The sequence below is a fragment of the Planctomycetia bacterium genome, assembly GCA_016795155.1.
Taxonomy (GTDB): Bacteria; Planctomycetota; Planctomycetia; order Gemmatales; family HRBIN36; genus JAEUIE01.
Window position 1 is genome coordinate 222,430 of sequence record JAEUIE010000029.1, and the last position, 23,743, is coordinate 246,172.

Sequence of the window (23,743 nt, forward strand, 5' to 3'; positions counted from 1 at the left end):
ACCAATCATGCAATCGGTTCTACCCCCATCCACACTGGGCAATTCGGTCTGGCACCGGATGGACGCTCGCTGGAAACTGGTGGCAGTTCTGATGGCATTGCTTGTCATCCCGTGGCTCACTACCTGGCACAGTGCATGGTTGGCAAATGTTCTCAGTTTTGCGTTGCTGCTCAGTGCCCGGCTGCCTTTCACCTGGTGGCGTGATCGCCTGCTCACCGTGGCGGTGTTCCTGCTGCTCTTTGTTATCGTGCTACCCTTGACGATGAGTGAGCCATACTGGAATGTCTGGGGCGTCTCCATTTCGCAAAAAGGAACCACGCTGGCAGTTACCATGGTGCTCAAGGCATTGGCCGCTGTCTGCCTGACATTGTTTCTGACTGGCACTACCAGCATGGAAGTATTACTTCACGCCGCTACCAGACTGGGATTGCCTCAACCTGTCTTGAGGGTGATGGTCGTCGCCTGGCGCTATGTCCGCGTGATGTATGAAACTATTGATCACTTTCGAATTGCATTGCGTCTTCGAGGCTTTCGCAACCGCGTGCATTGGCAAACCTACCGTACCATTGCTAACGTAGTAGGCACCCTTTTCGTGCTTGGCTTCGATCATACCGAGCACGTCATCCATGCCATGCGGGCACGAGGCTACCATGGAAAAATTGAGACTCTACAGCATTTTCAAACCACCGGTAAGGACATCTTCTATTTTTCTTTCATACTGATGGGAATTGCACTCCTTATCGTGGTGAATATCATTGGATGATATCGACGTGTAGATGCGTAAAAAATGATTTGCTGGCTAAATGCCATGAATCATGGTACGAATAAATGCAGTATCTGAGCCAAGGGCCTATGCAATGGAAACTCTCATCGAACGGTTGTGTCATCCAGCCATTCTGACGACCTTCTTCATCTTCGGCCTGCCTGTTCTCATGTGGGGCATTAAATCGTCCATCGGTGCCTCGGCAAAGTACCGCATGTTGGAAGCGGAGATGAATTTGCGTCGAGAGCTCGTAGCTCAAGGCCGTTCGGCCGAAGAAATCGAACGCATCATGGGCACCCGCCATCGCCCAAAGGATATGGATTGTTAGTCAAAAAGAAGTGTCAGCAGCCAACTCCATCTCGCCCATTCAAGCTACAATAGGTCAAACAGTTTAGCTTCCTTCACCACGAGCTGCTGATGACCGATCCTATTATTCCCTGCCCGCAATGTCGTCATCCCATCAAACTGACTGAATCGCTTGCTGCGCCGTTGCTGGAATCGGCCCGTAAGCAATTCGACCAGAGACTGGCTGATAAGGAAACCGAGTTCAATAGCCGCGAGCAGAAACTGCAGCAACAGCAGACCGAACTAGCTGCAGCAAAGGAAGGCATTCAGCGCCAGGTCGATGAACTGGTCAAGCGTGAAAAAACCGCCATCGCAGCCGCTGAAGAAAAACGACTGAAGGAACTCTTCAAAAACGAAATCGAACAACAGCAGAAAAAACTGACCGATCTGCAGGAACTGATTCAAGATCGTGACGCCAGGCTTGAAAAGGCATCCCAGGCCGAAGCAAACTTGCTTAAACTCAAGCGGGAAATGGAAGATGCACGTCGGGAAATGGAATTGACCATTGAAAAGCGGGTGACTGATTCTGCAAAAGAAATTCGCGAGCAGGCTCGCAGGCAGGTTGAGCAGGAACTGAGCCTGCAGGTAAAAGACCGGGATGCAAAACTGGAAGAATTGCAGAAACTGATTCTCGAACGCGATCACAAACTCGAAGAAGCCAACAAGGCCCAGGCGGAACTGGAGCGGATGAAGCGCAGCCTGGAGGATGCCAGGCGTGAGATGGAATTGACCATCGAGAAACGTGTTACAGAATCCTCCCAGCAGATTCATGAAAAAGCTAAACGGCAGGCGGAAGATGAACTGAACTTGAAAATCAAGGAACGAGAACTGACCATTGCCGACATGCAGAACAAAATCGAGGAACTGAAGCGCAAGGCGGAACAAGGCTCGCAGCAGTTGCAGGGTGAAGTGCAGGAACTCGATCTCGAAGAGCACTTGCGGAAACGTTTCCCCCACGATAGCATCGAGCCTGTTGCCAAGGGGGAACATGGCGGCGACACCCTGCAACGGGTATTCAACGGCTTCGGAAAACCCTGTGGCAGCATTCTCTGGGAATCCAAACGCACCAAAACCTGGAGCGATGGCTGGCTTGCCAAGCTCAGAGAAGATCAACGTATCGCCAAAAGTGATATAGCAGTCATCGTTTCGCAGACTCTTCCCAAAGGCATCGATACCTTTGATCTGGTGGAAGGCGTCTGGGTCACCAGCCGGAAAACATTTCTGCCTGTCTGCCTTGCACTCAGACAGTCTCTGCTCGATCTGCACGAAGTTCGCCAGTCGAACGAAGGCTTGCAGACCAAGATGGGTATGGTCTATCAATACCTGATGGGCACGCAGTTCAAGCAGAAAATGCAGGCGATTGTGGAAGCATTCAACGACATGCAGGACGATCTGCTGAAAGAAAAAAAAGCCATCACTAAACAATGGTCCAAGCGCGAGAAACAGTTGGAACAGGTTCTCTTTGCAACTACCGGCCTCAGCGGCGATCTGCAGGCTATCGCAGGGACTAATATTCTGGAAGCCGATGGTATCGAAAAACTGGCGCTGGAGGAGTAGCTGAACCTTCCCGTCTGCTCTTCTACAATGTCTCTCGCATTTGATGAAACTACACCGAGAGAGCTACATGTCGAAAGCTCAGGACAAATCTTTGAATCAAGTACTGCGGCAGCAGGCAGAACAGCAGTTTGCCGAAGAACTGGTTGAACTCGCCAAAACGGATGACAGACAAAAACCACCCAACTGGAAGCTCTCCCCTTGGGCTGTCAAAACTTACCTGCTCGGTGGCACTCTTCCCAACGGGTTTGTCATTACGCCAAAGTACATTGGCCAGGCCAGGCTGATTGAAATGGCAGTGGCCACGCTGGCAACCGACCGGGCTTTGCTGCTATACGGCTTGCCCGGCACCGCCAAGAGTTGGGTGAGCGAACATCTCTCTGCTGCCATTTCAGGCACCTCGACGCTGCTCATTCAGGGTACCGCAGGCACCGATGATGGCGCGATACGCTACGGCTGGAACTACGCCCGGCTGCTGGCGGAAGGCCCTTCGCGTAATGCCCTCGTTCCCAGCCCCATCATGGTAGCGATGGAATCTGGCCGTATTACACGAGTCGAAGAACTCACCCGTATTCCGAGCGAAGTGCAGGATGCCCTCATCACCATTCTCTCTGAAAAACTGTTGCCCATTCCTGAACTCGGTTCCCAGGTGCAGGCAAACAAAGGGTTCAATGTCATCGCAACCGCCAACAACCGCGATAAAGGTGTCAACGAACTCAGCAGCGCGTTGATGCGACGGTTCAACACCGTGGTGCTACCCGTGCCTGATCGTTTGGAGGATGAACTCACGATTGTGGAACAGCGCTCGGCACAGCTAGGCAAAGCGCTGGAACTGCCTGCTGAGAAACCGGCACTCGAAGAAATCCGTCGTATTGTCACCATCTTCCGCGAACTGCGCAGCGGTGTTACCGAGGATGGCAAAACCAGAATCAAGACGCCCAGCGGCACGCTTTCCACCGCTGAGGCTATTTCGGTGGTCAATGGCGGCATGGCACTCGCTGCCTACTATGGCGATGGCGTGCTGCGGGCGGGCGATATGGTCAGTGGCCTGATTGGTGCCGTCATCAAAGACCCCGTGCAGGATCGCATCGTCTGGAATGAATATCTGCAAACCGTGGTGAAGGAACGCGAAGGCTGGAAAGACCTGTACCGCGCGAGCCGCGAGGTGTCTGAATGATCTGGTCTGTCCTGGGTATCCGTCATCATGGTCCCGGTTGTGCCCGAAGCCTGGTGACTGCCCTGGACGAATTGCAGCCTGATCTCATTGTGATGGAAGGGCCGGCTGATGCGGAAGGCATCCTCAGCCAGGCGGCACATACCGAACTGAAACCACCCGTCGCCATGCTGCTCTATCCACCCGATGAACCTCGTCGGGGCGTCTATTATCCGCTGGCTGAGTTCTCTCCCGAATGGCAAGCCATGCAATGGGCACATCGGCATCAAGTCAAAATCCGCCTGATGGATTTGCCCCAGTCGCATCAGCTTGCAGAACAAGAAAAGAAAGAAACTGAAGACGAGGCATCACCCGCCTGGCGAACCGATCCTATTGCCGTGCTCGCCCAGGCTGCCGGATTTGCTGACCACGAACTCTGGTGGGAAGAGCAGATTGAACGCAGACAGAATGCCGTTGGCCTGTTTCAAGGCATTCTCGAAGCGATGTCAGCCGTTCGGGAAGAATATCCTGAGACTTCTGCACGTGATCAACTACGGGAAGCCTGGATGAGGCAGACACTCCGGCAGATCAGAAAGCTGTTTCCCGAACGAGCCGCCATCATCTGCGGTGCCTACCATGCACCGGTGCTTACGGAAGCGGCATTGAAACAGTTTCCCATGAAAGAAGATGCAGCCCGGCTCAAGGGGTTGCCCAAAACCAAAGTGGTAGCAAGCTGGATTCCCTGGTCGTACTCGCGGCTCAGCTACCGCAGTGGCTACGGTGCAGGCATGCATTCGCCCGGCTGGTATGCCACCGTCTGGAAAACGCCAGATGCAACCGCCAAGCATTGGATCACGCAGGCGGCCAGGCTGATGCGACAAAAAGACCTGGAGGCTTCTGCGGCCAGCACGGTGGAAACGCTGCGTCTGGCTGAAACGCTGGCTGCCATGCGTGAACTTCGTTCGCCTGGCCTGGTTGAACTGAACGATGCGATTGAGACGGTGCTTTGCCAGGGACATGCCGCTCCGCTGAAGCTGATACGCGAACAGTTGGAAGTGGGCGATGTCGTTGGCGAGGTGCCTGATGAACTGGCCGATGTGCCTTTGTCACGCGACCTGGAACAGCAGACACGCACCTTGCGACTGAAGCGTTCCAGCGAAAAGAAAACGTATGATCTCGATCTTCGCAAGCCGAACGACCAGGCTCGCAGTGCCCTGTTTCATAGGCTCGATCTGCTCCGCATCGAATGGGCCTGCCTACTCGACGGAATGAACAACATTTCGACGTTTCATGAACCCTGGCAACTGGTCTGGAAACCCGAACTGGCGGTGCAGGTCATTGAAGCCAGCCTGTGGGGCAACACGGTGGAGCAGGCTGCCTGCATATTTGCTATCGATCAGGCAAGTAAAAGCAGCGACATCAAGTTGCTGTCCCAACTTTTGAACAACGTATTGCTGGCACGTTTGCCGGAAGCCGTTGATCCCATTCTGCATTTGCTGCAGAACCAGGCTGCCCTGGCTACCGATGTGCAACAACTGATGAAGTCCTTGCCCACGCTCGCCAGCATGGCACGCTACAGCGACGTCAGGCAAACCCAGGCTGCTGCTGTCATCCCCATCCTCGAAGGAATGTTTGAACGCATCGTCGTTGGCGTCATCCCTGCCTGCCACGCTCTGGATGATGAGGCTGCCCAGGTCATGCTGGATGCTTTGGAGAAAGTGGAACCGGCACTACATCTTTTGCAGCGAACCGATCTGCAGGAAGAATGGCATGCATTGCTGGGTAAAATGATGCAGAGCGAAATGCACGGCCTGCTGCGAGGCTGGGCGACCAGGCAACTGCTCGACAAAAACAAACTGAGTGAAGAAGATTTTCACCGCACCGCCAGCCTGTCACTGTCGCGTGCCGTGGAGCCGGTGAAAGTTGCCCACTGGCTGACAGGCCTGTTACGCGGCTCAGCCATGTTATTGCTACATCAGGATGAACTCTGGCATATTCTTGATCGTTGGCTGATGGGTTTGAATGATGCAACTTTTCAGGAACAATTGCCGTTACTGCGTCGAGCTTTTGCCGACTTCACCGGCCCGGAACGCCGCTCGATGGGGGAGAAGGTCAGGCATCTTGGAAGTGAACCAACCGCACCTGCCCCGCAAACATCAGCTCAACAACTCGACCTCGAAAGGGCGAGATTGGTGTTGCCGATTTTGAAGAAGATATTGCAAGGGTGAGGTTTTTCGTGGGTCACGATTGTATCGTGACAGCGTCGAGCAGAGATGGCGTATTGTCACCGCGAACAGGTTTGGAAGCCTATTCCACACAATCCGTGGGTCACGATTGTATCGTGACAACGCCATGCGGTACTTCAGCGCATAATGTCCAATGAAAAGATGAAATCGTGTTCCACCTACACCAACCCCAGCGTCTCATCAAAATCATACATCCGATTGAAGTTCTGAACTGCGACCCCCGATGCACCGCGGACCAGGTTGTCTTCGCAGGCTAGCACGACGATGCGATTCTTGACGATGCGAACCGTGATATCCAGGAAGTTCGTATCCACCGTATCCTTGCTGGCAGGCAGCCGATCTACCACGCGGATGAATGGCGCCTTCGCATAATACTTGCGATACAGTTCGAGCAATTCCGCCTGGGTGTGCGATTTCGTCGGCGTAGCATAGATTGTCGAAAAAATGCCACGATCCATGGGAATCAAGTGAGGCGTGAAGATCACTTCTACTGGCTCACCTGCCAGGTGGGCGAGCGTCTGTTCAATCTCCGGCGTATGCCGATGCGTTCCCACGCCGTAGGCTGATACGCTCTCGTTGCATTCTGGGAAATGGAATGTCAGCGAAGGTGACCGGCCACCACCGGAAACGCCACTCTTGCTGTCGATGATGATATCCTTCAGATGAATAAGTTTATTCGCGACCAGCGGAGCCAGCCCCAGAATGCCCGTTTGCGGATAGCATCCCGGATTGGCAATCAGCCTGGCGCCTTTCAACTGTTCGCCGTACACTTCAGGCAAACCGTACACCGCCTGAGCCAGGTTGCCTGTATCGGTGTGCGGGTGGCCATACCACTTGGCATACACTTGCGGATCACGCAGACGATAGTCAGCAGAAAGATCGATTACGCGGATACCCGCAGCCACCAGTTGCGGGATGGTTTCCATGCTCACGCCATGAGGCAAGCAGCCGAAGGCACATTCCACTTTCTGCGATTTCAATTGCTCGATGGCGAAAGGCTGACAACGCAGATCAATGCATTTAGCAAGGCGTGGATGCAACTCTGCCACCGTGGGCGTAGCGTCTTTATCACCTTGGCGGGATGTCACCGCGACAATCTTCGCGTGCGGATGGCGCAGCAGCAGGTGAATGCACTCCGCAGCGGTGTACCCGGAACCACCCAGAATCGCGACGTTGATTTTCATGGAAACTTCCGAGAGAAGCTATCAGCTTTCAGCTGTCAGCGGAAAGACGATATACACCATAAATAATATGGATACCACATTTACAACAACTGCTTCAACTCAAAGTATTCTTGTTGAAAGCTGACAGCTAATAGCTTTTTCACGCCACCATGCTCAGTTCATTTGCCATCGCCTTGCGGGCACGAATGACATAGGCCTGCCCGGCGTACGACATCTTCGATTCCCACGAAACAAACCCGGCATCGCGAAGTCGCTTTTCAATCTCGGTCAGCTTCATGAAATGAAACCGGCCTCGGGCTGCTTCACGCTTGAGCCACGCACCATGCTTCTGCATGTTCAACACATTTTTGATCGTGCGGAACGGCTTTCCCAGTTTCAAACCACGCCCCATCGATTTCCAGACGATCTTCCAGAAATCGGGGTTCGGCACATTCACCGAAAAGACCAGTTTGCCACCCGGCTTCAGCACGCGGTGCATTTCGTGATACAGGCGGTTGTACGCTGCATCGGTGAACCGTTTGGTCTGCTCATCAAACGATTCTGCATAAGAAATGGCCAGTCCGGAAACAATACCATCGGCACAGGCATCCTGGAATTGCGGCAAACCGTGACTGAAATCGACTGTGCCAAAAACCATCTGATCGGGGCGAGGCATGGGCTGCATTCGCTGACGCAGTTTCTCAATGGCTTGGGCGTTGGCAGCGGCACAATCGGTGGAATGGATGCGATGAAGTTGCCCCTGGCTGGAGTGCCAAAGGCCTGCAGTCAAATGTCCGCCGCCACAACCAAGGTCGAGCCAGGTTTCTCCCGCTGCCGGTTTGCACCAGCTGATGGTATCGTTCAGCAGTTCACGGTAGGGCAACGCACGATACTGATCCCAGAACGCCTGGGCGGTTTCATCCCGAAACCAGAGATTCGTGGCATCGGTCTGTTGCTGCGTGTTCGCTGGATTCATGGCTGGTGCTTCCTTGCGTTGGCCGTGAAAGTGTTATTAATTCGGACTGAATGGCACCGGTCAAAATGGCTTCCATCGTTGCCAGGGCACGGGCAATGACCGCCCCATCAACAATGCGATGATCGTAAATGAACCGGACGGTGATTCGCCCCTGCTCATCCATCACGCCGTAGTTCAGAAGGTACGATAACGGCGAAAGCGGATGAACCGAACTGGCGCCCAGGCTGGCATAGACGCTGAGTCCAAACGTGCCCAGCCGCTTGGCCCGCTTGTTACCTGACCAGTACAGGCTGATCCACCAGGCAAACCGGCGAACCAGTTTAGGCAGCCGGGCAAAACGAATCACCCGTCGGAAGTAGCCAAAGGATTCCACCGGTTCATTGCGGAAAGTTTTCAGTTCGCGGTCGATGGATTGCAGCCCATGTTTTTCCGGAGCCTGTACCTGGGCGAAGAAGACTGCCGGCTCGCCCTTATACTGTCGCTCGATGGCAACTGAAGCAACCGAATGGGGATGCTCATACCCGCGTTGCCAGGGATATTCAATCAGCGATTGTCGCAATTCAGGATGCCGCTGTGCGGTCAGTCCGAATGCTTTCAGAAAGATAGAAGGCCACGATATACCCGCCCGATCACGATGGGTCTGCAGTTCACGCAGTTCCATGACCCGTTCCACCGGCACCGATGGAATTTTATTGGCGAAATAAAGCAAATCGCCAATCCACCGCCGTGGCAAACTCAACCGGAAATATCGTGATGTAGCTGGTTTCATGTATCTTCAAACAATAATGGGTGCCATCGTTTGACCGTACTCGGCCTAACGATGCATTCGTGCACATCTTGCCCGAAGTCCCATTTTTCTGCAACGGGAGTTTGGCGGTGGAAGCTGAAGATTGACGCGCAACACAACTGGCAGCCCGCAGCGCTAGCAAGGGGAGATTTGCAATGACATTGCTCTGTTGTCGAGAACAGCTTTTTTCCCCACGTGATCCAACCCTGCTGACGCCACGGGCTGCTACGGATGTTGTACTGTCATTCCTGAAAGTCATTTCAGGCGAGATAGAAGCGCGTGCCGTTCTAAATACAATTTCATTGTTTCTACCCCTTCCCAGGAGCATCTCGTGCGTGTTGGTTTAGGGCATGATACCCATCGGCTGGTTGTTGATCGTCCACTGATTCTCGCGGGGCTTCGCATTGATTACGAAAAGGGGCTGGCAGGACACAGCGATGCAGATGTTGTCCTGCATGCCGTCACCGATGCTCTGCTCGGCGCTGCCGGGCTCGGCGATATTGGCGATGCTTTCCCGGATGACGATCCCCGGTATCTGAACGCTGATTCCATTTTGTTTCTGGAAGCGACCCTAGCCCGGCTCTACGTCAAAGGCTACAAACTGGTGAATGTGGATGTCATCATTCATGCTCAAGAACCAAAACTGGGGCCACTCAAATCGCTGCTGCGGGAGAATCTCGCCAAGCTGCTCGGCCTGACGGTGGATCGAGTCAATGTAAAAGCCAAGACCGGGGAAAAAGTGGGGCACATCGGCCGAGGTGAAGCGATTGCCTGCCATGCCATCGTGCTGCTGGATGACACCGACCATACCACCAGCGAAACTTTGTAAAACAACACTATGGCATCACCGCGTCCACTCAGAGCTCTGCCCGTCATCCAGAACTGGGATTGTCATCAGTGTGGGAACTGCTGCACCGATTATGTCGTCCCTGTTTCAGATGCCGAGAAGAAACGGATCGAAGGACAGGGTTGGGAACAGTTTCCAGAGTATGCCGGCAAGCCACTCTTCGTCCGCCATTCGCCGTGGTGGAAATTCTGGAAGAAGAAATATCGGCTGCGGACCATCGACGATCATTGCCTGTTTCTCGATGAGAAAGGTCTGTGCCGGATTCATGGCAAATTTGGCCTGGACGCCAAGCCCTTTGCCTGTCGGCTCTATCCCTTCATTTTGGTGCCTACCGGAGACAGTTGGCGGGTCAGCATGCGTTATGCGTGCCCGTCAGCAACCGATAATTTGGGCCGGAGTCTGACCCAGCAGAAGCAGGATATTTTCAAATACACCCAGGAAATGGAACACTGGGATGAGCCGGAGATCGAGGCAGCCACCACGGCGACCGGCCGGGCTGTGGAAGAATCACGTCGCAAAAGACTGCCGGTTCTGCAAGGGCGAACCACTGTTTCCTGGGATGATCTGGATCATTTTCTGAAAGCGATGCTCGGCATCATCCGCGATGCCAGCGATACGTTCCCCCGCCGTATGTTGCGGTTGCTGGAACTGGTGCGACTGTGTCAACAGGCCAAGTTCGACAAGCTCACCGGCAAGCGGCTCAAGGAATTTCTGGAATTGGTGGGCGCGGGCGTGAGTGCCGAGGTGCCTCGCGATTTGTCGAAACTCCCAGCTCCGAATTGGGTAGGCCGCACGCTGTTCCGCACCTCGCTCGCGGTCTTCCTTCGCAAGGATTCAGGGCTGCGGCGTGGCGTGGCTGCACGAAGCAGGTTTGCACTCGTTGCCGCTATGATGCGGATGGTATCTGGCAAAGGGCCGTTGCCGCAGTTGCAGAAGGGGCTGCCTGAAATACAGTTGCAGGATTTCGAACAGCCGTTGGGCGAACTCGAAAAAGAATCTCTGGAAAAGCTGGAACGTTATTACTCGGTGAAAATCGAATCGTGCCAGTTCTTCGGCCCAACGTGTTATGACATGTCGCTGTGGGAAGGGTTGCCGTTTCTGGCATTGACGTTGCCCTGCATCATGTGGTTGGCACGGGGCTACCGAATCCTGGGCCAACCTGCCGCCATCAGCAAAGCCATCACGGTTATTGATGAGAACTATGGCTACAACCCGCTCCTGGGACATTTCCGCCAGCGGTTTTCCAACCGCATTCTGTTCGGCCAGAAGGAACTGGATCGCCTGATTGCGTGGTATGGAAAATAAGCTATTAGCTGTCAGCTATCAGCTATCAGCTTTCAACTGACCCCTCACCCCTGTCCCTCAACCCTCACCCCTCAAATGCTTACTCGCCAACAAGTCCGTGAACTCGATCAGCGTGCTATCACAGAGTTTGGCATACCTGGCATCGTATTGATGGAAAACGCTGGCCGAGGTGTGGTTGATGTGATGCTCCAACTGAACATTGCTGGGCCGGTGCATATTGTCTGTGGCAAAGGCAACAATGGTGGCGATGGATTCGTCATCGCCCGGCATCTCGATGTGCATGGTATCGAATCGATTATTCACCGCTGCTGTGCCGTTGAGGAATTGACCGGTGATGCAGCGATCAATTACCGCATTGTCGAGAAATCAGGCTTCAACATAGTGCCGTTTACCGACACCGGTGCTTTGGCTGGACAGTTTTCATCGGCGAGTTGGATTGTCGACGCTCTACTGGGCACGGGGTTGACAGGTGAAGTACGGGAGCCCTTCCGCAGCATCATTTACACCATGAACGAGAGTGGCAAACCGATCCTGGCGGTTGATCTGCCTTCGGGCCTGGATGCAGATACGGGTGGGCCGCTGGGTATCGCGGTGAAAGCACAGCACACTGTTACTTTTGTGGCAACGAAGAAGGGTTTTCAGAACCCGCGATCAACTCAATACGCTGGCGAGGTACATGTGGCACATATTGGTGTGCCGCAAGTCTTGCTCAAACAGTATGGCCTCAACTGAACCCGCTTTGTTACAATCACTCCATGAACATCTTCGGCCTGGGTACTGATATCATTGAATGTTCCCGCATCGGCAAAGTTATTGCCCGGCATGGCGATCATTTCCTGCAGCGCATCTTCACTCAACATGAAATCGACTACTGCCACGGCAAGGCACGGGCGACGGAGCACTTTGCCGGCCGGTGGGCTGCCAAGGAAGCTATCTTTAAATCGCTCGGCACCGGCTGGCGAGGCGACCTGCAATGGACCGACTTCGAAATCCGCCGCGATGACCTAGGTAAACCAGTTGTTCATGTAGCAGGCACCAGTAAAGATTTTCTGATGGAACACAGGATCAGTAACATTCTGATCAGCCTGTCGCATTGTCGGGAGTATGCGACCGCGACCGCGATCGCGTTAACTGCGGAATGATCTCATTTCTATGGGTCACGATTGTATCGTGACAGAGCCGAGCGGTTGCTTTGCTTACTGTTACGAAAGACACGTTACAAACGTGTCCCACGAATTTGTGGGTCAAGATTCCAATCTTGACAGGGCAGCGGACAGGTATGGAAACCTGTCCCACATGACAGCTTCCTGTTGACTATCATTCACCTCTCCGTTACATGTGGAGCTATCACACGCTGCACGTTATGGAGAACGGTATGTGCTTTCTGGTTTTGCTTCAACTGGTATGTCTGGTTCCGGTGGAACCACCCGTGCAGGAGGCAGAACTGGTAGGCAAATGGAGCATTGTCCGGTTTTCGCGAGGCAGCACCGATTATCCTGAGACAACTCTCTCACAGATGTGTGCCTACTTCACCCGCAAGCATCTGCTCATTCGTGCCATCGATACCATTGGCGAAAGTGCCTACACCCTCAAGAAAACCAATGGCATCACCGAACTGGACCTGACGGCTCACGATGGCTCCAAAAAAGGGACCACCACCAAAGGACTGATCACTCTGAACAAGGAAAAGAATAAGATAATCATCTATCTGGGTCTGGAAGGTATGGAACGGCCAACGGCTATTCCCGACAAAGCTGAAGAAGGGCACGAATTGATTGTGATGAAGTTGATTGAGCGGTAATGCACGAAATACATGCTCAATCGTCAACATAATGCAGTTGTCCCATAAAATAACGAAGTCACTCATTACTGATAGCTGAAAGCAGATAGCTGACAGCTCAATCCCATGCTCACCTACGAATACGACATCATTGTGGTTGGTGCAGGCCATGCTGGTTGTGAAGCGGCACTCGCGGCGGCACGCATGGGGTGCAAGACGGCGCTGCTCACCATGAACTGCGACATGGTAGGCGCCATGAGTTGCAACCCTGCCATCGGCGGCGTGGGCAAAGGCCAACTGGTGCGCGAGATCGATGCCCTCGGCGGCGAGATGGGAAAAATTACTGACCGGGCTGGCATTCAATTTCGCGTCCTCAATCGTTCCAAAGGCCCAGCCATGCATGGCCCGCGGGCACAGTGCGACAAGAAACTCTACCAGTTCACCATGAAGGAAGTGATTGAGAATCAACCTAACTTGACGCTAAGGCAGGAAATCGTTGAACGTATTTTAACAGAAGCTGTCAGCTTTCAGCCGTCAGCTATCAGCCCAGATGCCTCAGGACTCAGCACTCAGCACTCAGGACTTGGTATCACAGGCATTCTCTGCAAAGGCGATACTCTCTACCGGGCGAAAGCGGTGATTCTCACCACTGGCACTTTTCTGCAAGCCATCATGCATACGGGTGAAGCGAAAGTGGTGGGTGGCCGGGCTGGTGATGGGGCGGCTTTGGGGCTTAGCGAAAGTCTGCTGTCTGGCGGTTTTGAACTGGCCCGCTTCAAGACCGGTACGCCTTGCCGACTGAATGGCCGGACCATTGATTTTTCCGGGTTGGATGTGCAGCCTGGCGACGATCATCCTGTACCATTCAGTTTCAGCACGGATAAGATCAGTCAGCCGCAACTGGCTTGCCACATCACCTATACGAATCAGAAAGTGCATGATCTTATCCGGGCTAACCTGCACCGGGCACCAATGTACAGCGGGCAGATCAACAGCCGAGGGCCTCGGTATTGTCCTTCCATCGAAGACAAGGTCGTTCGCTTTGCCGATAAAGACAGGCATCAGCTTTACCTGGAGCCTGAAGGCTACCATACCCGCGAATATTATGTGAATGGCATCAGCACCAGTCTGCCAAAAGATGTACAGCAGGAGATGCTCCGCCACATCCCCGGCCTGGAACACGCTGAGATCATGCGGTTTGGCTACGCGGTCGAATACGATTATGCTCCGCCTCACCAGTTGCAGGCGACGCTCGAAACGAAGAAGGTATCGGGCCTGTATTTCGCTGGGCAGATCAATGGCACCACAGGTTACGAAGAAGCAGCCGGACAAGGCTTGCTCGCCGGCATGAACGCTGCACTGAAACTGCAAAGGAAACCTGCTTTGGTGCTCGATCGCAATCAGGCTTATCTTGGCGTGTTGATTGACGACCTGGTGACACGGAGCGTGGATGAACCTTACCGCATGTTTACGTCGCGGGCTGAATACCGCCTAGCATTGCGACACGACAATGCTGACCGGCGGCTGACCCGGCTAGGCCGTGAAGCGGGACTTGTTTCCGATCAGGATTGGAAACGCTTCTGCCGCAAGGAAGATACGATTGCCGACATTCTGAAGGATGTGCAACTCTATCGGCATGAAGGCATCAGCCTGGCACAATGGATCAAGCGGCCTGGCACCACGTGGGAAATGCTGTGCGAATGGAAGCCCGACCTGCGACGCTGGAACGAATATCCCGCTGCGGTGGAACAGGTAATGGTGGAAGGCTTTTACGCAGGCTACATCCACAAGCAGGAAGAGACGGTGGAGAGACAGAACCGCCTGGAAACCAAACGCATTCCCGAAGCATTCGATTTCAGCCGACTGACACATCTGCGTGCGGAAGCAAGGGAGAAATGGCTGCGGATCAGGCCGCGAACCGTGGGGCAGGCGAGCCGAGTTACCGGTATCACGCCTGCTGATGTTGCCTTGCTGGTGATGGGCTTGGAAGGGAAATAGCGGGGCACTTTCAAACAGTAACACTTCTCGAAAGCAATCCGCATCGCCAGACTTTCTCTTGCGGAGCAATTGGAATTAGCCAGGCTCGGAAGAGCCTGGTGAGATTTGTTATTATTCAATCAATGAATCCTGTATAGCAAGTTTTCTGTGGTAATGCCGCCAGGCGCAAACTGCCGCTCCCAGTCCGCTGATGCCCAAGAGCATCCACGTGGTGGGTTCAGGGACTGAGGCGGCAAAGTTCGCCATTGCATCTTCATACCAGATGAAACCGGAAAAGAACTCGGTGTCGTTTCCTTCGATCACCATTCTGCTGACCGGCGTGTTGCCGAACGACCAGCCATTCCAGGTCCAGGTCTGGGCGCTCTTGGGGATATTCATCGCCAGAGAGCCGAGCAATTGATTGTTCACATCGTAAAACGTGGCCACGCCATGATCAAACCGGCTGTTGTTTTCCCAATAGGCGCCGAAATGCGACACAGGCTGGGTAAACGTCCACTGAGAAATACCGATCTGCCCGCCAAACGTCGGGAAGGAACGAGGCAACACGGTGTCGCCACCCCGCGTGGAAGAAAATTCATACTTGAGAGCACCACTGGGATGAATGTTCTGCACCAAACCTTGACCACCAAAGATCTGATACTGCTGGTACGAAGGCAGAAAATTGGAAACATTGAAATTTTCAAATACCGAACCGGTGAACGGGCCGATCGGCGTAATCTGTCCCCAGGCAGCGCTGCTGCTGCAGCAGAGCATCAGTAGTGTCAATTGACTACAACGTGCATGCATGGACGTAACCTCCTCGGGCTCGCTGAGGGCGAGTATAAAAAAATGGTTATCAGTGGGTGCGTAATTACCCAGCTGGTGGCACTTGCCGTCTTTTCATCGCTGGTGGATTGTTTGACGGGCCGGGTGTTACCGAATTCACCTGCAGCGTACTGTCGTTCTGCGTGTCGATGGTGATGGAAAAATAATGCGGATCGGTCATCTTGTTGCCTCGGGTAAACGTCCAGCGCGTGGGGATGCCATCCCGGCCGGGTATGTACCCCAACAGATGGTGTGCCGAGAATGCAGGTTGCTGCGGATAAAGTTCTTGCATGGATGACTGCAACAACCTGGCAATATGTTCCACTCGGGCCCGACCACCCGCCTGTAGGATGATCATCTGGTTCCGCAGCCGATGATAGATAGCAGAAAGCTGCTGCACTTCCGGCTCCTGATGGAACCAGACTTCCGTCGAGCCGAGTTGAAACCAGGTAAAGCTGTGCTGCTGTTCTGCAGTGGTCAGTTCCATTTCAGTGATGGTACGATCTTTCGGGTTACGCTGGTTGCCATCAAACTGGTACTCCTGCTTTAATCGACCCCATAGCGCACCAGCGTCTTTGCTGAAAAACTGTTGCTCAAAGACCAGGAACTGCATCAGGTTCTGAAGTGCGTCTTCGCTTAGTTGATCATGCAATGTCGAAAATGGATCATCATTCCAGTGAGCCTCCACTATGCCACTGGCTCGGATCAGCATTTCCACCAGGAGGTCATCTGTTTCGGAATCAAGTTGCCTGAACTTGACGACGATCGCATCAGGATTTTCAGGCAGCTTCACCGTTCGCGGTTCAATAAAGCGATTCATTGACAGCGCACGCAAAGTTACCGGCTGCATGTTGCTTTCTCGTAGCGTCATCCAACCCAGTCCTATGAACGACATCATCAGTACCAATGCAGCGAGTGGAGTGAACAGGTTCCAGCTGTGTGCCCCTGTGATATCCCGCAAAGTGTGCTGCACCGTGTTCGAGACGATGGTGCCAAGGCCGGCACCCGCCAATCCTGCTGAGTTAAAAACCTGCTGCAGGGTTCCCTGGATCAGCGATTCAGGAACAGTAATCGCCAGGACTTCGCGTGTCAGCAGGGTCGCTAACAGGGCAGGGGGTACCACCAGTCCCCGTTTGTTCAGGCGTTGTCGCAGCATTTCCCTGCCTCGGGAAAGTCGCCCTGCGACGGTTCCTATTGGCCAGTGCAACTCTTCCGCAGCCTGCTGATGCGTCATCCCGTGCAGACAGCAGAGCATGACCGGCAACTGATACTTGGTGGGAAGCCGCGCCAGTTCTTCATCCACTACAGGGCGAATATCATTCAAGGATGCCGGACGGAGATCGGGCAGTTCCATGGTATCGTCTCTGGGTATTTCGCGACGTGCACGTCGACTTCTGACTTTTCGGACATTCAGCGACGCATGCCGGGCCACGCCAAAAAGCCAGGCAGCCAGGTGTTGTGGGGAGCTCATCCCGTTGGCCTTGCGAGCCAGAACCAGCCACACTGCCTGGAAAGCATCTTCCGAATCCTGTCGATGCGACAACATGCGCTGACAGACTCCCCAGACCAACGGACCGTGCCGCCGAATCAGTTCTTCAAATGCTGCTTCGCTCCGCTGGCGGGCGAACTGCTGAAGCAACTCCCGATCCGAAGTCTGAGCCAGCTTCGACAACTGTGCACTTTTCAAAACGTGTCCCAGCCAGGTGGCTACTGACATGTTCGGTACATTCCAGAGAAGGAACTGATACTCTTTAGCGTACACGAACCGCCTTGTGCATACACTATTTCCCGAAAATACCGGCGGATTTTTTCGTAATCGAAAAGATGTCTGGTAACTTTGATGAAACTCTGGTGAATCACCCCTTCTCTGACTATGCTATCCTCTAGCCCGTACTCTTGAGGATACCATGACCACCGTGGATACACCCCGTACAGCCGGCCACAGTCAGGCTTCTATCCACACCATGCAGAAATTCACCTGGATTCGCAAACATCTGCTCACCCTCGAAGAACTCGAACCCGTCGAGATCGATCTGATTCTTGATACCGCTGCGGGCTTTGTCGAAATTAACCAACGCAAACGGAAGATCGTTCCTGTCCTTAAAGGCAAAGCGGTCGTCAACCTCTTTTTTGAACCAAGCACCCGTACTAAAACCAGCTTCAGCCTGGCTGCCAAGCGGTTGTCGGCTGATACCGTTGATTTCACGACTACATCATCCAGCTTGAGCAAGGGTGAAACGTTCATCGATACTGCCAAGAATATTGAAGCGATGGGCATGGATATCATGGTCATCCGCCACTCGACTAGTGGCACCCCTTTGCTCCTGAGCCAGCATGTCAAATGTGGAGTGATCAACGCAGGCGATGGGGCACATGAACACCCGACGCAAGGTTTACTCGATGCCTTCACGATTCGGCAACGTAAAGGGAGTATCAAAGGTTTGACAGTAGGTCTGGTGGGCGACATCGCTCACAGTCGGGTGGCTCGAAGCAATATCCATGCCCTGACCAAGCTTGGTGCGAACGTGATTGTCTGTGGTCCACCCACGCTGATTCCCCACGACATCCGCAAGATGGGTGTTGAAGTGGAATACAACCTGGATCGCCTGCTGCCCCGATTGGATGTGGTCAACCTTCTCCGCATCCAGTTTGAACGACAGCGTCACGGCTTATTCCCCTCCATTGGCGAATATGCAGCCCTCTACGGCATGAATGGCAAACGGATGAAACTCTGCAAGGAAGACGCACTCATCCTTGCCCCCGGCCCGATCAACCGCGGCATCGAAATGACTCCCGAAGTAGCCGATGGGCCTAACTCCGCCATTCTCGACCAGGTCACCAACGGCGTAGCAGTCCGCATGGCTGTCCTCTATCTACTCTGTGGCGGGCAGATGAGTGAAGTGGAATAGGAATACTGTCTGGTTCTCCCCCTTACCAAGGGGGAGTTAGAGGGGGTTGAGGTTACCGAAATCTTTACTCCACCCAGCCTCCCCGTGGAAAGGGGAGGAGAATTCCAATTGGTATCACCCCATGACACGTTACTTCAATCGAGAAGGAGAGAAAGAAAAACGACGTGTTCTACGGAGTACGATGCCGCCTGCAGAAGTCATTCTTTGGCAGCGAATTCGGGGGCAACAACTCGGATACAAGTTTCGGCGACAATTCAGTGTGGGTTCCTATGTCATTGACTTTTATTGTGCACATGAAAAACTTGCCATCGAGCTGGATGGCGAGAGCCATTTCATCGAGGGAGCTTCGGAACGTGACAAGAATAGACAAGAATTCATTGAGAATTTTGGCATCCGCTTTCTTAGATTCACCAATGTCGATATTTATGACAACATTGATAGCGTATTGCAGATAATCTTGAAAACATTAACTTCTGGCTCTCCCTCTTACCAAGGGGGAGCTAGAGGGGGTTAAGGTCTCGGAAATCTCTACCCCACCCAGCCTCCCCTTGGAAAGGGGAGGAGTAAGACCCACTAAGGACTTTAAATAAATGCACGTCACCACGACTCTCATCACCGGCGGACGCGTTATTGACCCGAGCCAGCATCTGGATGCTGTCACCGATGTCTGGCTGCATGGCGACAAGGTACTGCACATTGGCTCGCGACCAGACTTAAAGGCGAATCACACCATCAATGCTCACGGCAAAATTGTCACGCCGGGGTTGATTGATATTCACGTGCACCTGCGTGAACCCGGTCGTGAAGAAGATGAAACCATTGCCACCGGGGCGGCGGCAGCATTGGCAGGTGGTGTCACCTCCGTTGCCTGCATGCCCAATACCGAACCAGCCATCGATAGTCAGGCTGCTGCGGAGTTCGTGGTGCTTCAGGCCAAACGGGCTCGACAGGCACATGTCTTTCCTATCGGTGCTGTCACCAAAGGCCGCAAGGGCGAAGAACTGGCGGAGATGGGTGGCCTCGTCGCCGGTGGTGCGGTCGCTTTTACCGATGATGGTGCACCGGTCAAGAGTGCAGAGATTATGCGACGAGCGCTCGAATACTGCCAGATGTTCGACAAGCCGGTGCTCAATCACTGTGAAGATCTCGATCTCTGCAAAGACGGCGTGATGAACGAAGGGGTCATGTCGATGAAGCTGGGTCTGAAGGGCTACCCGGCTGCTGCGGAAGATATCATGGTTGCCCGTGATATCATCCTGGCTGAACTCACCGGTGGCGATCTGCATGTGCTACATGTTTCTTCAGCAGGTTCGGTTGATCTCATTCGCCGGGGCAAAGACAAGCAGGTGAAAGTGAGTGGTGAAGCGTGCCCGCATCATTTCCTGCTGACCGATGAATGCCTGAGTAGTTACGACAGCAACTATAAGATGTCACCACCACTGCGAACGAAGAAGGATGTAGCAGCGATCATTGCTGGCCTGAAGGATAACACCCTGGAAGTGCTGTGTACCGATCATGCTCCACACGCACCGGAGAAGAAACTTCGTGAACTCGATCAGGCCCCCAATGGCATCGTTGGCGTGGAAACGTTTCTTCCTCTCTGCATCAAGGGGCTGATTGAACCGGGGCATCTCACCTGGAACGATATGATTGCGAAGATGACGTGCAACCCGGCACGCATTCTCCGCTTGCCGGGTAAAGGCTCGCTCAAGCCGGGCATGGATGCGGATGTGACGATCATCGATCCGAATCTGCGTTGGGTGATTAAGCCCGATCAGTTCAAGTCGAAGAGCCGGAACACGCCGTTTGGCAACTGGGAAGTGACTGGCCGGGCTGCTGCTGCCATCGTGCATGGCGAGGTGCGGTATCAGTTATAATCCCGATACACATTAAACCTCAATTTGAATAGTCTGTCCCTCGGCGATGCTTAAAATTGCATTCAATACTCGTGGGATCGCTGGCTTTAAATCTTCCGTTTTGTTAGATGGCGCCTTTATGGTGATGATTGATATTTTTGCGTCTGTCAGGTTTTGCTGATACACCAGATTCTGGTCAACTGTTACGAGAACATCAAATCCATGTTGGATCATCATAGTCAGTAATTCGCCATTCTGAACGCCATCCCATCCCAATTCATGAACCGATTGAACATCCAGTCCGGATTGTTTGAAATATTGATGGAGTGGACGGGGAATACATTCATCAAGCAGCGCTCGCATGATCTGTGATACCCTTAAAAAGTTCTTTCAAAACTGCCGTGACTTTTTCACGATTCACTGAAGGAAAATCGTTCAAGAAAGTATCAATAGTCTCTCCAGTGGAAAGGTAATCCGAAAGAGCCTTCACAGGCACACGAGTTCCCTTGAAAACAGGGGTGCCACCCATGATTTCGGGGTTAATCGTAATGTTGCTGTCAGTATGATCCATGTAACTATTCTAACGCTTGACTTGAGTGCAAGGCAACAATAATCGGCAGACTGGCGCACCATCACGGAGCAACCGCCCCGGCGTTTAGGATCTTACTGCGGATGATGATGGCCTGAACCCGTCCTTTGTCGATGGTTTGCTCCACTTCCACCGTCTCAGGCAATGCATCGGTAAATGCATCGATGCGGTTTTTGTAATCCCGCATCCAGACCATGCAGCGTGGATGCCGCTGCAGCCAATCGATAAACGCTGGCCATTCCTTGGATGAAAACACTTCGAGTTCTTCGCCATTCTGATCAAAGCTCACGGCATCCCAGCTATTGCGATGTGCCACGCAAGGGATTTGCTCCAACCGGGCTAATTGTTTTAACTCTTCACAATCTTCCACAATCGATGCCTGCCTTGCATACATCGGCACAGCCCGATGGTTCACCAGGCCGTTGACCATCAGGCAAGCGAATCCAAGTGCCACCCAGCGGAAGGAGTTCTGCATTTTCGATTGGATTTGCCAGCCGATACACCCTGCCCACACAACCAGCATGGTCAGGCTGAACTCATCGACCTGGAGAGTGCCTTCCTTCAGGTAGTAATACATGCCCACGGGAAGCATCGTGAGGATGAAGAGCATCATGATCAATGCAATCCCCAGCGTCCAGGCCCACGCATGAGCAAGCGTGGGTTTACTTATCAGGATTTGCAGTTGCGTTCCGATCAACACGGCCAGCATGGGTAATATCGGCAACAGATAGGTGGGCAGCTTGGCCCCGGCGGCACTAAAAAAGAGAAAGCAAAACAGACAAAAGAACACGACAAACCGCTCGGTGCCTGTCCACACACGCCAGCGACGAATCACAAAGTATAGAAGCAGTGGCCAGGGCAACAGTTCTATCAGCAGTGTGGGAATGTAGTACCAGATGGGCCGTTCATGATGTGCAGGATCAAGAAACCGCTGCAGATGATGCCGCAGAAAATGTTCACTGCCAAAGTGCTCGTTGGTACCAAGCATGACGAGGTACCACGGGCCTGCAAGCAACAGTGCAACGATTCCATAGATGGCTGTATCTTGCAGACGCAATGGCGTGGTGTTGCGATCAAGCCAGCGTAACGCGAACAGGCAGGGTGTCACCAATACCAAGGCTACCGGTCCCTTGGCGAGAACACCCAGTCCACACAGGAATGCCGAGAGCAGCCACCAGGCAGGGTGTCTGCCTTGTGCCAGGGCATGATGTCCGCTCAGCAATGCTCCCAGTACCAGAAATGTCAACACCCCATCGAGCAGCAGCATCCTCATCATGGCGGCGTAACCCAGCATGGAAAGCATCACGACCACGGTGCAGCCTGCAGCGGTGCGGTTGAAATATCGCCGTGTCCAGAAGTAGACCAGGCCCAATGTGAGGAACCCGGCCACTGCGGGAACAAGCCGGGCCGATGTGATGCTGATGCCGAATAATTGATAGCTGAAGGCAATGAGCCAATAGACCAGAGGTGGCTTGTCATTGTAGGGTTTGCCTTGCAGTTTGGGGGTGATCCAATCGCCGGTGCGGAGCATCAAACGGGGAATTTCTGCATAGCGTGATTCATCAGGTTCCAGCAGCGGGCCGTCGAGATGGTTGAACAGCAGCCAGGCTGCAAAAACCGCCAGAAGTATTACTTCCCACCAGGTATGCAACCACCTCTGCATCATCACCTGTCTCTTTTCTTGCGAGGGTATCCTGTTTTTCCCCCATACCAGTCCCAAAAACTCCGCAAATCGTCAATGGCTTCTTCCCCTGTCCCCCGCTAAAATTGCAGGGAATCAAACAATCACTCTTGACGAGGACACCATGTTGCGTCGCACCCTTTTACTCGCCATGCTTTTCTGGACCAGCATCGCAATCGCAGATGATGCAGGCAACAACACGCTCAGCAAGGAAGAAGCCCGCGAAGGATTCACCCTGTTGTTCGATGGCAAAACCATGGATCACTGGCGAGGATACCAGGCCAAGACCGTGCCCTCAGGCTGGAAAGTCATCAATGGCTGCATCGTTCGCGTCGGTGGCGGTGGCGACATCATCTCCAAAAAGGAATTTGGCAACTTTGAACTACGGCTTGACTGGAAGGTAGCTCCCAAGGGCAATTCTGGCATCATGTACCATGTGCTCGAAAAGGATGGCCTGACTTCCTACATGACCGGCCCTGAATATCAGGTACTCGATAACAAAGGCCACGCTGATGGCCGCAACAAACTCACCAGCGCCGGTTCATGCTATGGCCTTTACGCTCCGATGAAGGAAGTCTGCAATCCCGCTGGCGAGTGGAACCATGCCCGCATCGTCATCAAGGATGGCCACGTGGAACACTGGCTCAATGGCACCAAAGTGGTGGAGTATGTTAAGGGTGGCGACGAGTGGAACAAGAAACTCGCCAACAGCAAATTCAAGCAGTGGCCTGAATTCGGCAAGCCAACACATGGCCACCTGTGCCTGCAGGATCATGGCGACAAGGTGGAGTATCGCAATATCCGGATTCGCGAGTTGAAATAATGGTTTCTGGTTACCTTCTCCCCCTAGAGCATTTTCAAAAACCATCTTGCGCATTCAGGTAATACATGAAATACTGTGACGTGTCCATGTCATGGAGTCACAGATGAAAGCGTACTCGGTTGATTTACGTGAGCGGGTGTTGGCAGACTTTCAGGGAGGCATGA

The 23,743-nt window shown here is 53.4% G+C and carries 23 protein-coding genes; 15 read left to right on the plus strand and 8 right to left on the minus strand.

The annotated features are described in order from the left end of the window. Nucleotides 1-7 precede the first annotated feature (7 nt). The 5 genes from cbiQ (at nt 8) to JNJ77_12015 (ending at nt 6,043) form a co-directional block, all read left to right on the plus strand. Nucleotides 8-763, plus strand: coding sequence for a cobalt ECF transporter T component CbiQ (gene cbiQ, locus JNJ77_11995; protein ID MBL8823303.1), 756 nt, complete (start codon nt 8-10; stop codon nt 761-763). A gap of 94 nt (nt 764-857) precedes the next feature. Beyond that, a complete protein-coding gene (locus JNJ77_12000) occupies nt 858-1,091 on the plus strand; it encodes a hypothetical protein (protein MBL8823304.1) in 234 nt (77 codons plus the stop codon). A gap of 89 nt (nt 1,092-1,180) precedes the next feature. Then, nucleotides 1,181-2,665 carry a DUF2130 domain-containing protein gene (locus JNJ77_12005; GenBank protein MBL8823305.1) on the plus strand — a complete coding sequence of 495 codons (1,485 nt, stop codon included), beginning with the start codon at nt 1,181-1,183 and terminating at the stop codon, nt 2,663-2,665. A gap of 67 nt (nt 2,666-2,732) precedes the next feature. After that, nucleotides 2,733-3,839 carry an AAA family ATPase gene (locus JNJ77_12010; protein MBL8823306.1) on the plus strand — a complete coding sequence of 369 codons (1,107 nt, stop codon included), beginning with the start codon at nt 2,733-2,735 and terminating at the stop codon, nt 3,837-3,839. Next, nucleotides 3,836-6,043 (plus strand): hypothetical protein, encoded by a 2,208-nt coding sequence (locus JNJ77_12015; GenBank protein MBL8823307.1) that lies wholly within the window; start codon nt 3,836-3,838, stop codon nt 6,041-6,043. Before JNJ77_12010 ends, JNJ77_12015 begins: the two co-directional genes overlap by 4 nt. A 176-nt stretch (nt 6,044-6,219) precedes the next feature. Here JNJ77_12015 and JNJ77_12020 read toward each other — a convergent pair whose 3' ends face one another. The 3 genes from JNJ77_12020 to JNJ77_12030 all read right to left on the minus strand — a co-directional run bounded on the left by JNJ77_12020 (nt 6,220) and on the right by JNJ77_12030 (nt 8,969). Beyond that, on the minus strand, nt 6,220-7,245 hold the full coding sequence (locus JNJ77_12020; GenBank protein MBL8823308.1) for an N-acetyl-gamma-glutamyl-phosphate reductase: 1,026 nt from the start codon (nt 7,243-7,245) through the stop codon (nt 6,220-6,222). A 139-nt stretch (nt 7,246-7,384) separates the two neighbouring features. Then, nucleotides 7,385-8,200, minus strand: coding sequence for a class I SAM-dependent methyltransferase (locus tag JNJ77_12025; protein MBL8823309.1), 816 nt, complete (start codon nt 8,198-8,200; stop codon nt 7,385-7,387). After that, a complete protein-coding gene (locus JNJ77_12030; protein MBL8823310.1) occupies nt 8,142-8,969 on the minus strand; it encodes a hypothetical protein in 828 nt (275 codons plus the stop codon). The genes JNJ77_12025 and JNJ77_12030 overlap by 59 nt, the downstream gene beginning before the upstream one ends. A 349-nt stretch (nt 8,970-9,318) precedes the next feature. Between JNJ77_12030 and JNJ77_12035 the strand changes: the two genes are divergently transcribed. The 6 genes from JNJ77_12035 (at nt 9,319) to mnmG (ending at nt 14,917) form a co-directional block, all read left to right on the plus strand. Continuing rightward, nucleotides 9,319-9,816, plus strand: coding sequence for a 2-C-methyl-D-erythritol 2,4-cyclodiphosphate synthase (locus tag JNJ77_12035; protein MBL8823311.1), 498 nt, complete (start codon nt 9,319-9,321; stop codon nt 9,814-9,816). 9 nt (nt 9,817-9,825) lie between these two features. Beyond that, nucleotides 9,826-11,139: a YkgJ family cysteine cluster protein gene (locus tag JNJ77_12040; GenBank protein MBL8823312.1), complete on the plus strand. Its 1,314-nt coding sequence runs from the start codon at nt 9,826-9,828 to the stop codon at nt 11,137-11,139. 75 nt (nt 11,140-11,214) lie between these two features. Further along, nucleotides 11,215-11,871 carry an NAD(P)H-hydrate epimerase gene (locus JNJ77_12045; protein ID MBL8823313.1) on the plus strand — a complete coding sequence of 219 codons (657 nt, stop codon included), beginning with the start codon at nt 11,215-11,217 and terminating at the stop codon, nt 11,869-11,871. A gap of 23 nt (nt 11,872-11,894) precedes the next feature. Continuing rightward, nucleotides 11,895-12,281, plus strand: a complete 387-nt coding sequence (gene acpS / locus JNJ77_12050; GenBank protein ID MBL8823314.1) for a holo-ACP synthase — start codon at nt 11,895-11,897, stop codon at nt 12,279-12,281. Nucleotides 12,282-12,514: 233 nt separating this feature from the next. Then, nucleotides 12,515-12,940 (plus strand): hypothetical protein, encoded by a 426-nt coding sequence (locus JNJ77_12055; GenBank protein MBL8823315.1) that lies wholly within the window; start codon nt 12,515-12,517, stop codon nt 12,938-12,940. 105 nt (nt 12,941-13,045) lie between these two features. Next, a complete protein-coding gene (gene mnmG, locus JNJ77_12060) occupies nt 13,046-14,917 on the plus strand; it encodes a tRNA uridine-5-carboxymethylaminomethyl(34) synthesis enzyme MnmG (GenBank protein MBL8823316.1) in 1,872 nt (623 codons plus the stop codon). 111 nt (nt 14,918-15,028) lie between these two features. On the opposite strand, the gene JNJ77_12065 is transcribed toward mnmG, so the two are convergent. Together JNJ77_12065 and JNJ77_12070 are read right to left on the minus strand one after the other, a co-directional pair. Then, entirely contained in the window at nt 15,029-15,703 is a 675-nt protein-coding gene (locus JNJ77_12065) for a PEP-CTERM sorting domain-containing protein (protein ID MBL8823317.1), read from the minus strand. Between the two features lie 64 nt (nt 15,704-15,767). Further along, the gene (locus JNJ77_12070) at nt 15,768-17,438 is read right to left on the minus strand and encodes a sigma-70 family RNA polymerase sigma factor (GenBank protein MBL8823318.1); all 1,671 of its coding nucleotides are present in this window, start codon (nt 17,436-17,438) and stop codon (nt 15,768-15,770) included. 247 nt (nt 17,439-17,685) lie between these two features. Here JNJ77_12070 and JNJ77_12075 point away from each other — a divergent pair, with 247 nt between their 5' ends. The 3 genes from JNJ77_12075 (at nt 17,686) to JNJ77_12085 (ending at nt 20,507) form a co-directional block, all read left to right on the plus strand. Further along, nucleotides 17,686-18,630 carry an aspartate carbamoyltransferase catalytic subunit gene (locus JNJ77_12075; GenBank protein ID MBL8823319.1) on the plus strand — a complete coding sequence of 315 codons (945 nt, stop codon included), beginning with the start codon at nt 17,686-17,688 and terminating at the stop codon, nt 18,628-18,630. A gap of 121 nt (nt 18,631-18,751) precedes the next feature. Beyond that, nucleotides 18,752-19,144, plus strand: coding sequence for an endonuclease domain-containing protein (locus tag JNJ77_12080; protein ID MBL8823320.1), 393 nt, complete (start codon nt 18,752-18,754; stop codon nt 19,142-19,144). Nucleotides 19,145-19,220: 76 nt separating this feature from the next. Next, a complete protein-coding gene (locus JNJ77_12085) occupies nt 19,221-20,507 on the plus strand; it encodes a dihydroorotase (GenBank protein MBL8823321.1) in 1,287 nt (428 codons plus the stop codon). A gap of 12 nt (nt 20,508-20,519) precedes the next feature. Here JNJ77_12085 and JNJ77_12090 read toward each other — a convergent pair whose 3' ends face one another. From JNJ77_12090 to JNJ77_12100, 3 genes are all read right to left on the minus strand, one after another. Further along, complete coding sequence (locus tag JNJ77_12090; GenBank protein ID MBL8823322.1) at nt 20,520-20,849, minus strand: DUF5615 family PIN-like protein; 330 nt, start codon at nt 20,847-20,849, stop codon at nt 20,520-20,522. Further along, a complete protein-coding gene (locus JNJ77_12095) occupies nt 20,833-21,057 on the minus strand; it encodes a DUF433 domain-containing protein (GenBank protein ID MBL8823323.1) in 225 nt (74 codons plus the stop codon). The genes JNJ77_12090 and JNJ77_12095 overlap by 17 nt, the downstream gene beginning before the upstream one ends. 61 nt (nt 21,058-21,118) lie before the next feature. Beyond that, on the minus strand, nt 21,119-22,741 hold the full coding sequence (locus JNJ77_12100) for a glycosyltransferase family 39 protein (protein MBL8823324.1): 1,623 nt from the start codon (nt 22,739-22,741) through the stop codon (nt 21,119-21,121). A 139-nt stretch (nt 22,742-22,880) separates the two neighbouring features. On the opposite strand from JNJ77_12100, the gene JNJ77_12105 reads away from it, so the two are divergent. Beyond that, complete coding sequence (locus JNJ77_12105) at nt 22,881-23,579, plus strand: DUF1080 domain-containing protein (protein ID MBL8823325.1); 699 nt, start codon at nt 22,881-22,883, stop codon at nt 23,577-23,579. Nucleotides 23,580-23,743 lie beyond the last annotated feature (164 nt).

Bases quoted from the DNA above. Each gene is read 5' to 3' on its own strand.
- cbiQ (MBL8823303.1), top strand. From the start codon at position 8: ATGCAATCGGTTCTACCCCCATCCACACTGGGCAATTCGGTCTGGCAC.
- JNJ77_12000 (MBL8823304.1), top strand. From the start codon at position 858: ATGGAAACTCTCATCGAACGGTTGTGTCATCCAGCCATTCTGACGACC.
- JNJ77_12005 (MBL8823305.1), top strand. From the start codon at position 1,181: ATGACCGATCCTATTATTCCCTGCCCGCAATGTCGTCATCCCATCAAA.
- JNJ77_12010 (MBL8823306.1), top strand. From the start codon at position 2,733: ATGTCGAAAGCTCAGGACAAATCTTTGAATCAAGTACTGCGGCAGCAG.
- JNJ77_12015 (MBL8823307.1), top strand. From the start codon at position 3,836: ATGATCTGGTCTGTCCTGGGTATCCGTCATCATGGTCCCGGTTGTGCC.
- JNJ77_12020 (MBL8823308.1), bottom strand. From the start codon at position 7,245: ATGAAAATCAACGTCGCGATTCTGGGTGGTTCCGGGTACACCGCTGCG.
- JNJ77_12025 (MBL8823309.1), bottom strand. From the start codon at position 8,200: ATGAATCCAGCGAACACGCAGCAACAGACCGATGCCACGAATCTCTGG.
- JNJ77_12030 (MBL8823310.1), bottom strand. From the start codon at position 8,969: ATGAAACCAGCTACATCACGATATTTCCGGTTGAGTTTGCCACGGCGG.
- JNJ77_12040 (MBL8823312.1), top strand. From the start codon at position 9,826: ATGGCATCACCGCGTCCACTCAGAGCTCTGCCCGTCATCCAGAACTGG.
- JNJ77_12045 (MBL8823313.1), top strand. From the start codon at position 11,215: ATGCTTACTCGCCAACAAGTCCGTGAACTCGATCAGCGTGCTATCACA.
- acpS (MBL8823314.1), top strand. From the start codon at position 11,895: ATGAACATCTTCGGCCTGGGTACTGATATCATTGAATGTTCCCGCATC.
- JNJ77_12055 (MBL8823315.1), top strand. From the start codon at position 12,515: ATGTGCTTTCTGGTTTTGCTTCAACTGGTATGTCTGGTTCCGGTGGAA.
- mnmG (MBL8823316.1), top strand. From the start codon at position 13,046: ATGCTCACCTACGAATACGACATCATTGTGGTTGGTGCAGGCCATGCT.
- JNJ77_12065 (MBL8823317.1), bottom strand. From the start codon at position 15,703: ATGCATGCACGTTGTAGTCAATTGACACTACTGATGCTCTGCTGCAGC.
- JNJ77_12070 (MBL8823318.1), bottom strand. From the start codon at position 17,438: ATGTCAGTAGCCACCTGGCTGGGACACGTTTTGAAAAGTGCACAGTTG.
- JNJ77_12075 (MBL8823319.1), top strand. From the start codon at position 17,686: ATGCAGAAATTCACCTGGATTCGCAAACATCTGCTCACCCTCGAAGAA.
- JNJ77_12080 (MBL8823320.1), top strand. From the start codon at position 18,752: ATGACACGTTACTTCAATCGAGAAGGAGAGAAAGAAAAACGACGTGTT.
- JNJ77_12085 (MBL8823321.1), top strand. From the start codon at position 19,221: ATGCACGTCACCACGACTCTCATCACCGGCGGACGCGTTATTGACCCG.
- JNJ77_12090 (MBL8823322.1), bottom strand. From the start codon at position 20,849: ATGCGAGCGCTGCTTGATGAATGTATTCCCCGTCCACTCCATCAATAT.
- JNJ77_12095 (MBL8823323.1), bottom strand. From the start codon at position 21,057: ATGGATCATACTGACAGCAACATTACGATTAACCCCGAAATCATGGGT.
- JNJ77_12100 (MBL8823324.1), bottom strand. From the start codon at position 22,741: ATGATGCAGAGGTGGTTGCATACCTGGTGGGAAGTAATACTTCTGGCG.
- JNJ77_12105 (MBL8823325.1), top strand. From the start codon at position 22,881: ATGTTGCGTCGCACCCTTTTACTCGCCATGCTTTTCTGGACCAGCATC.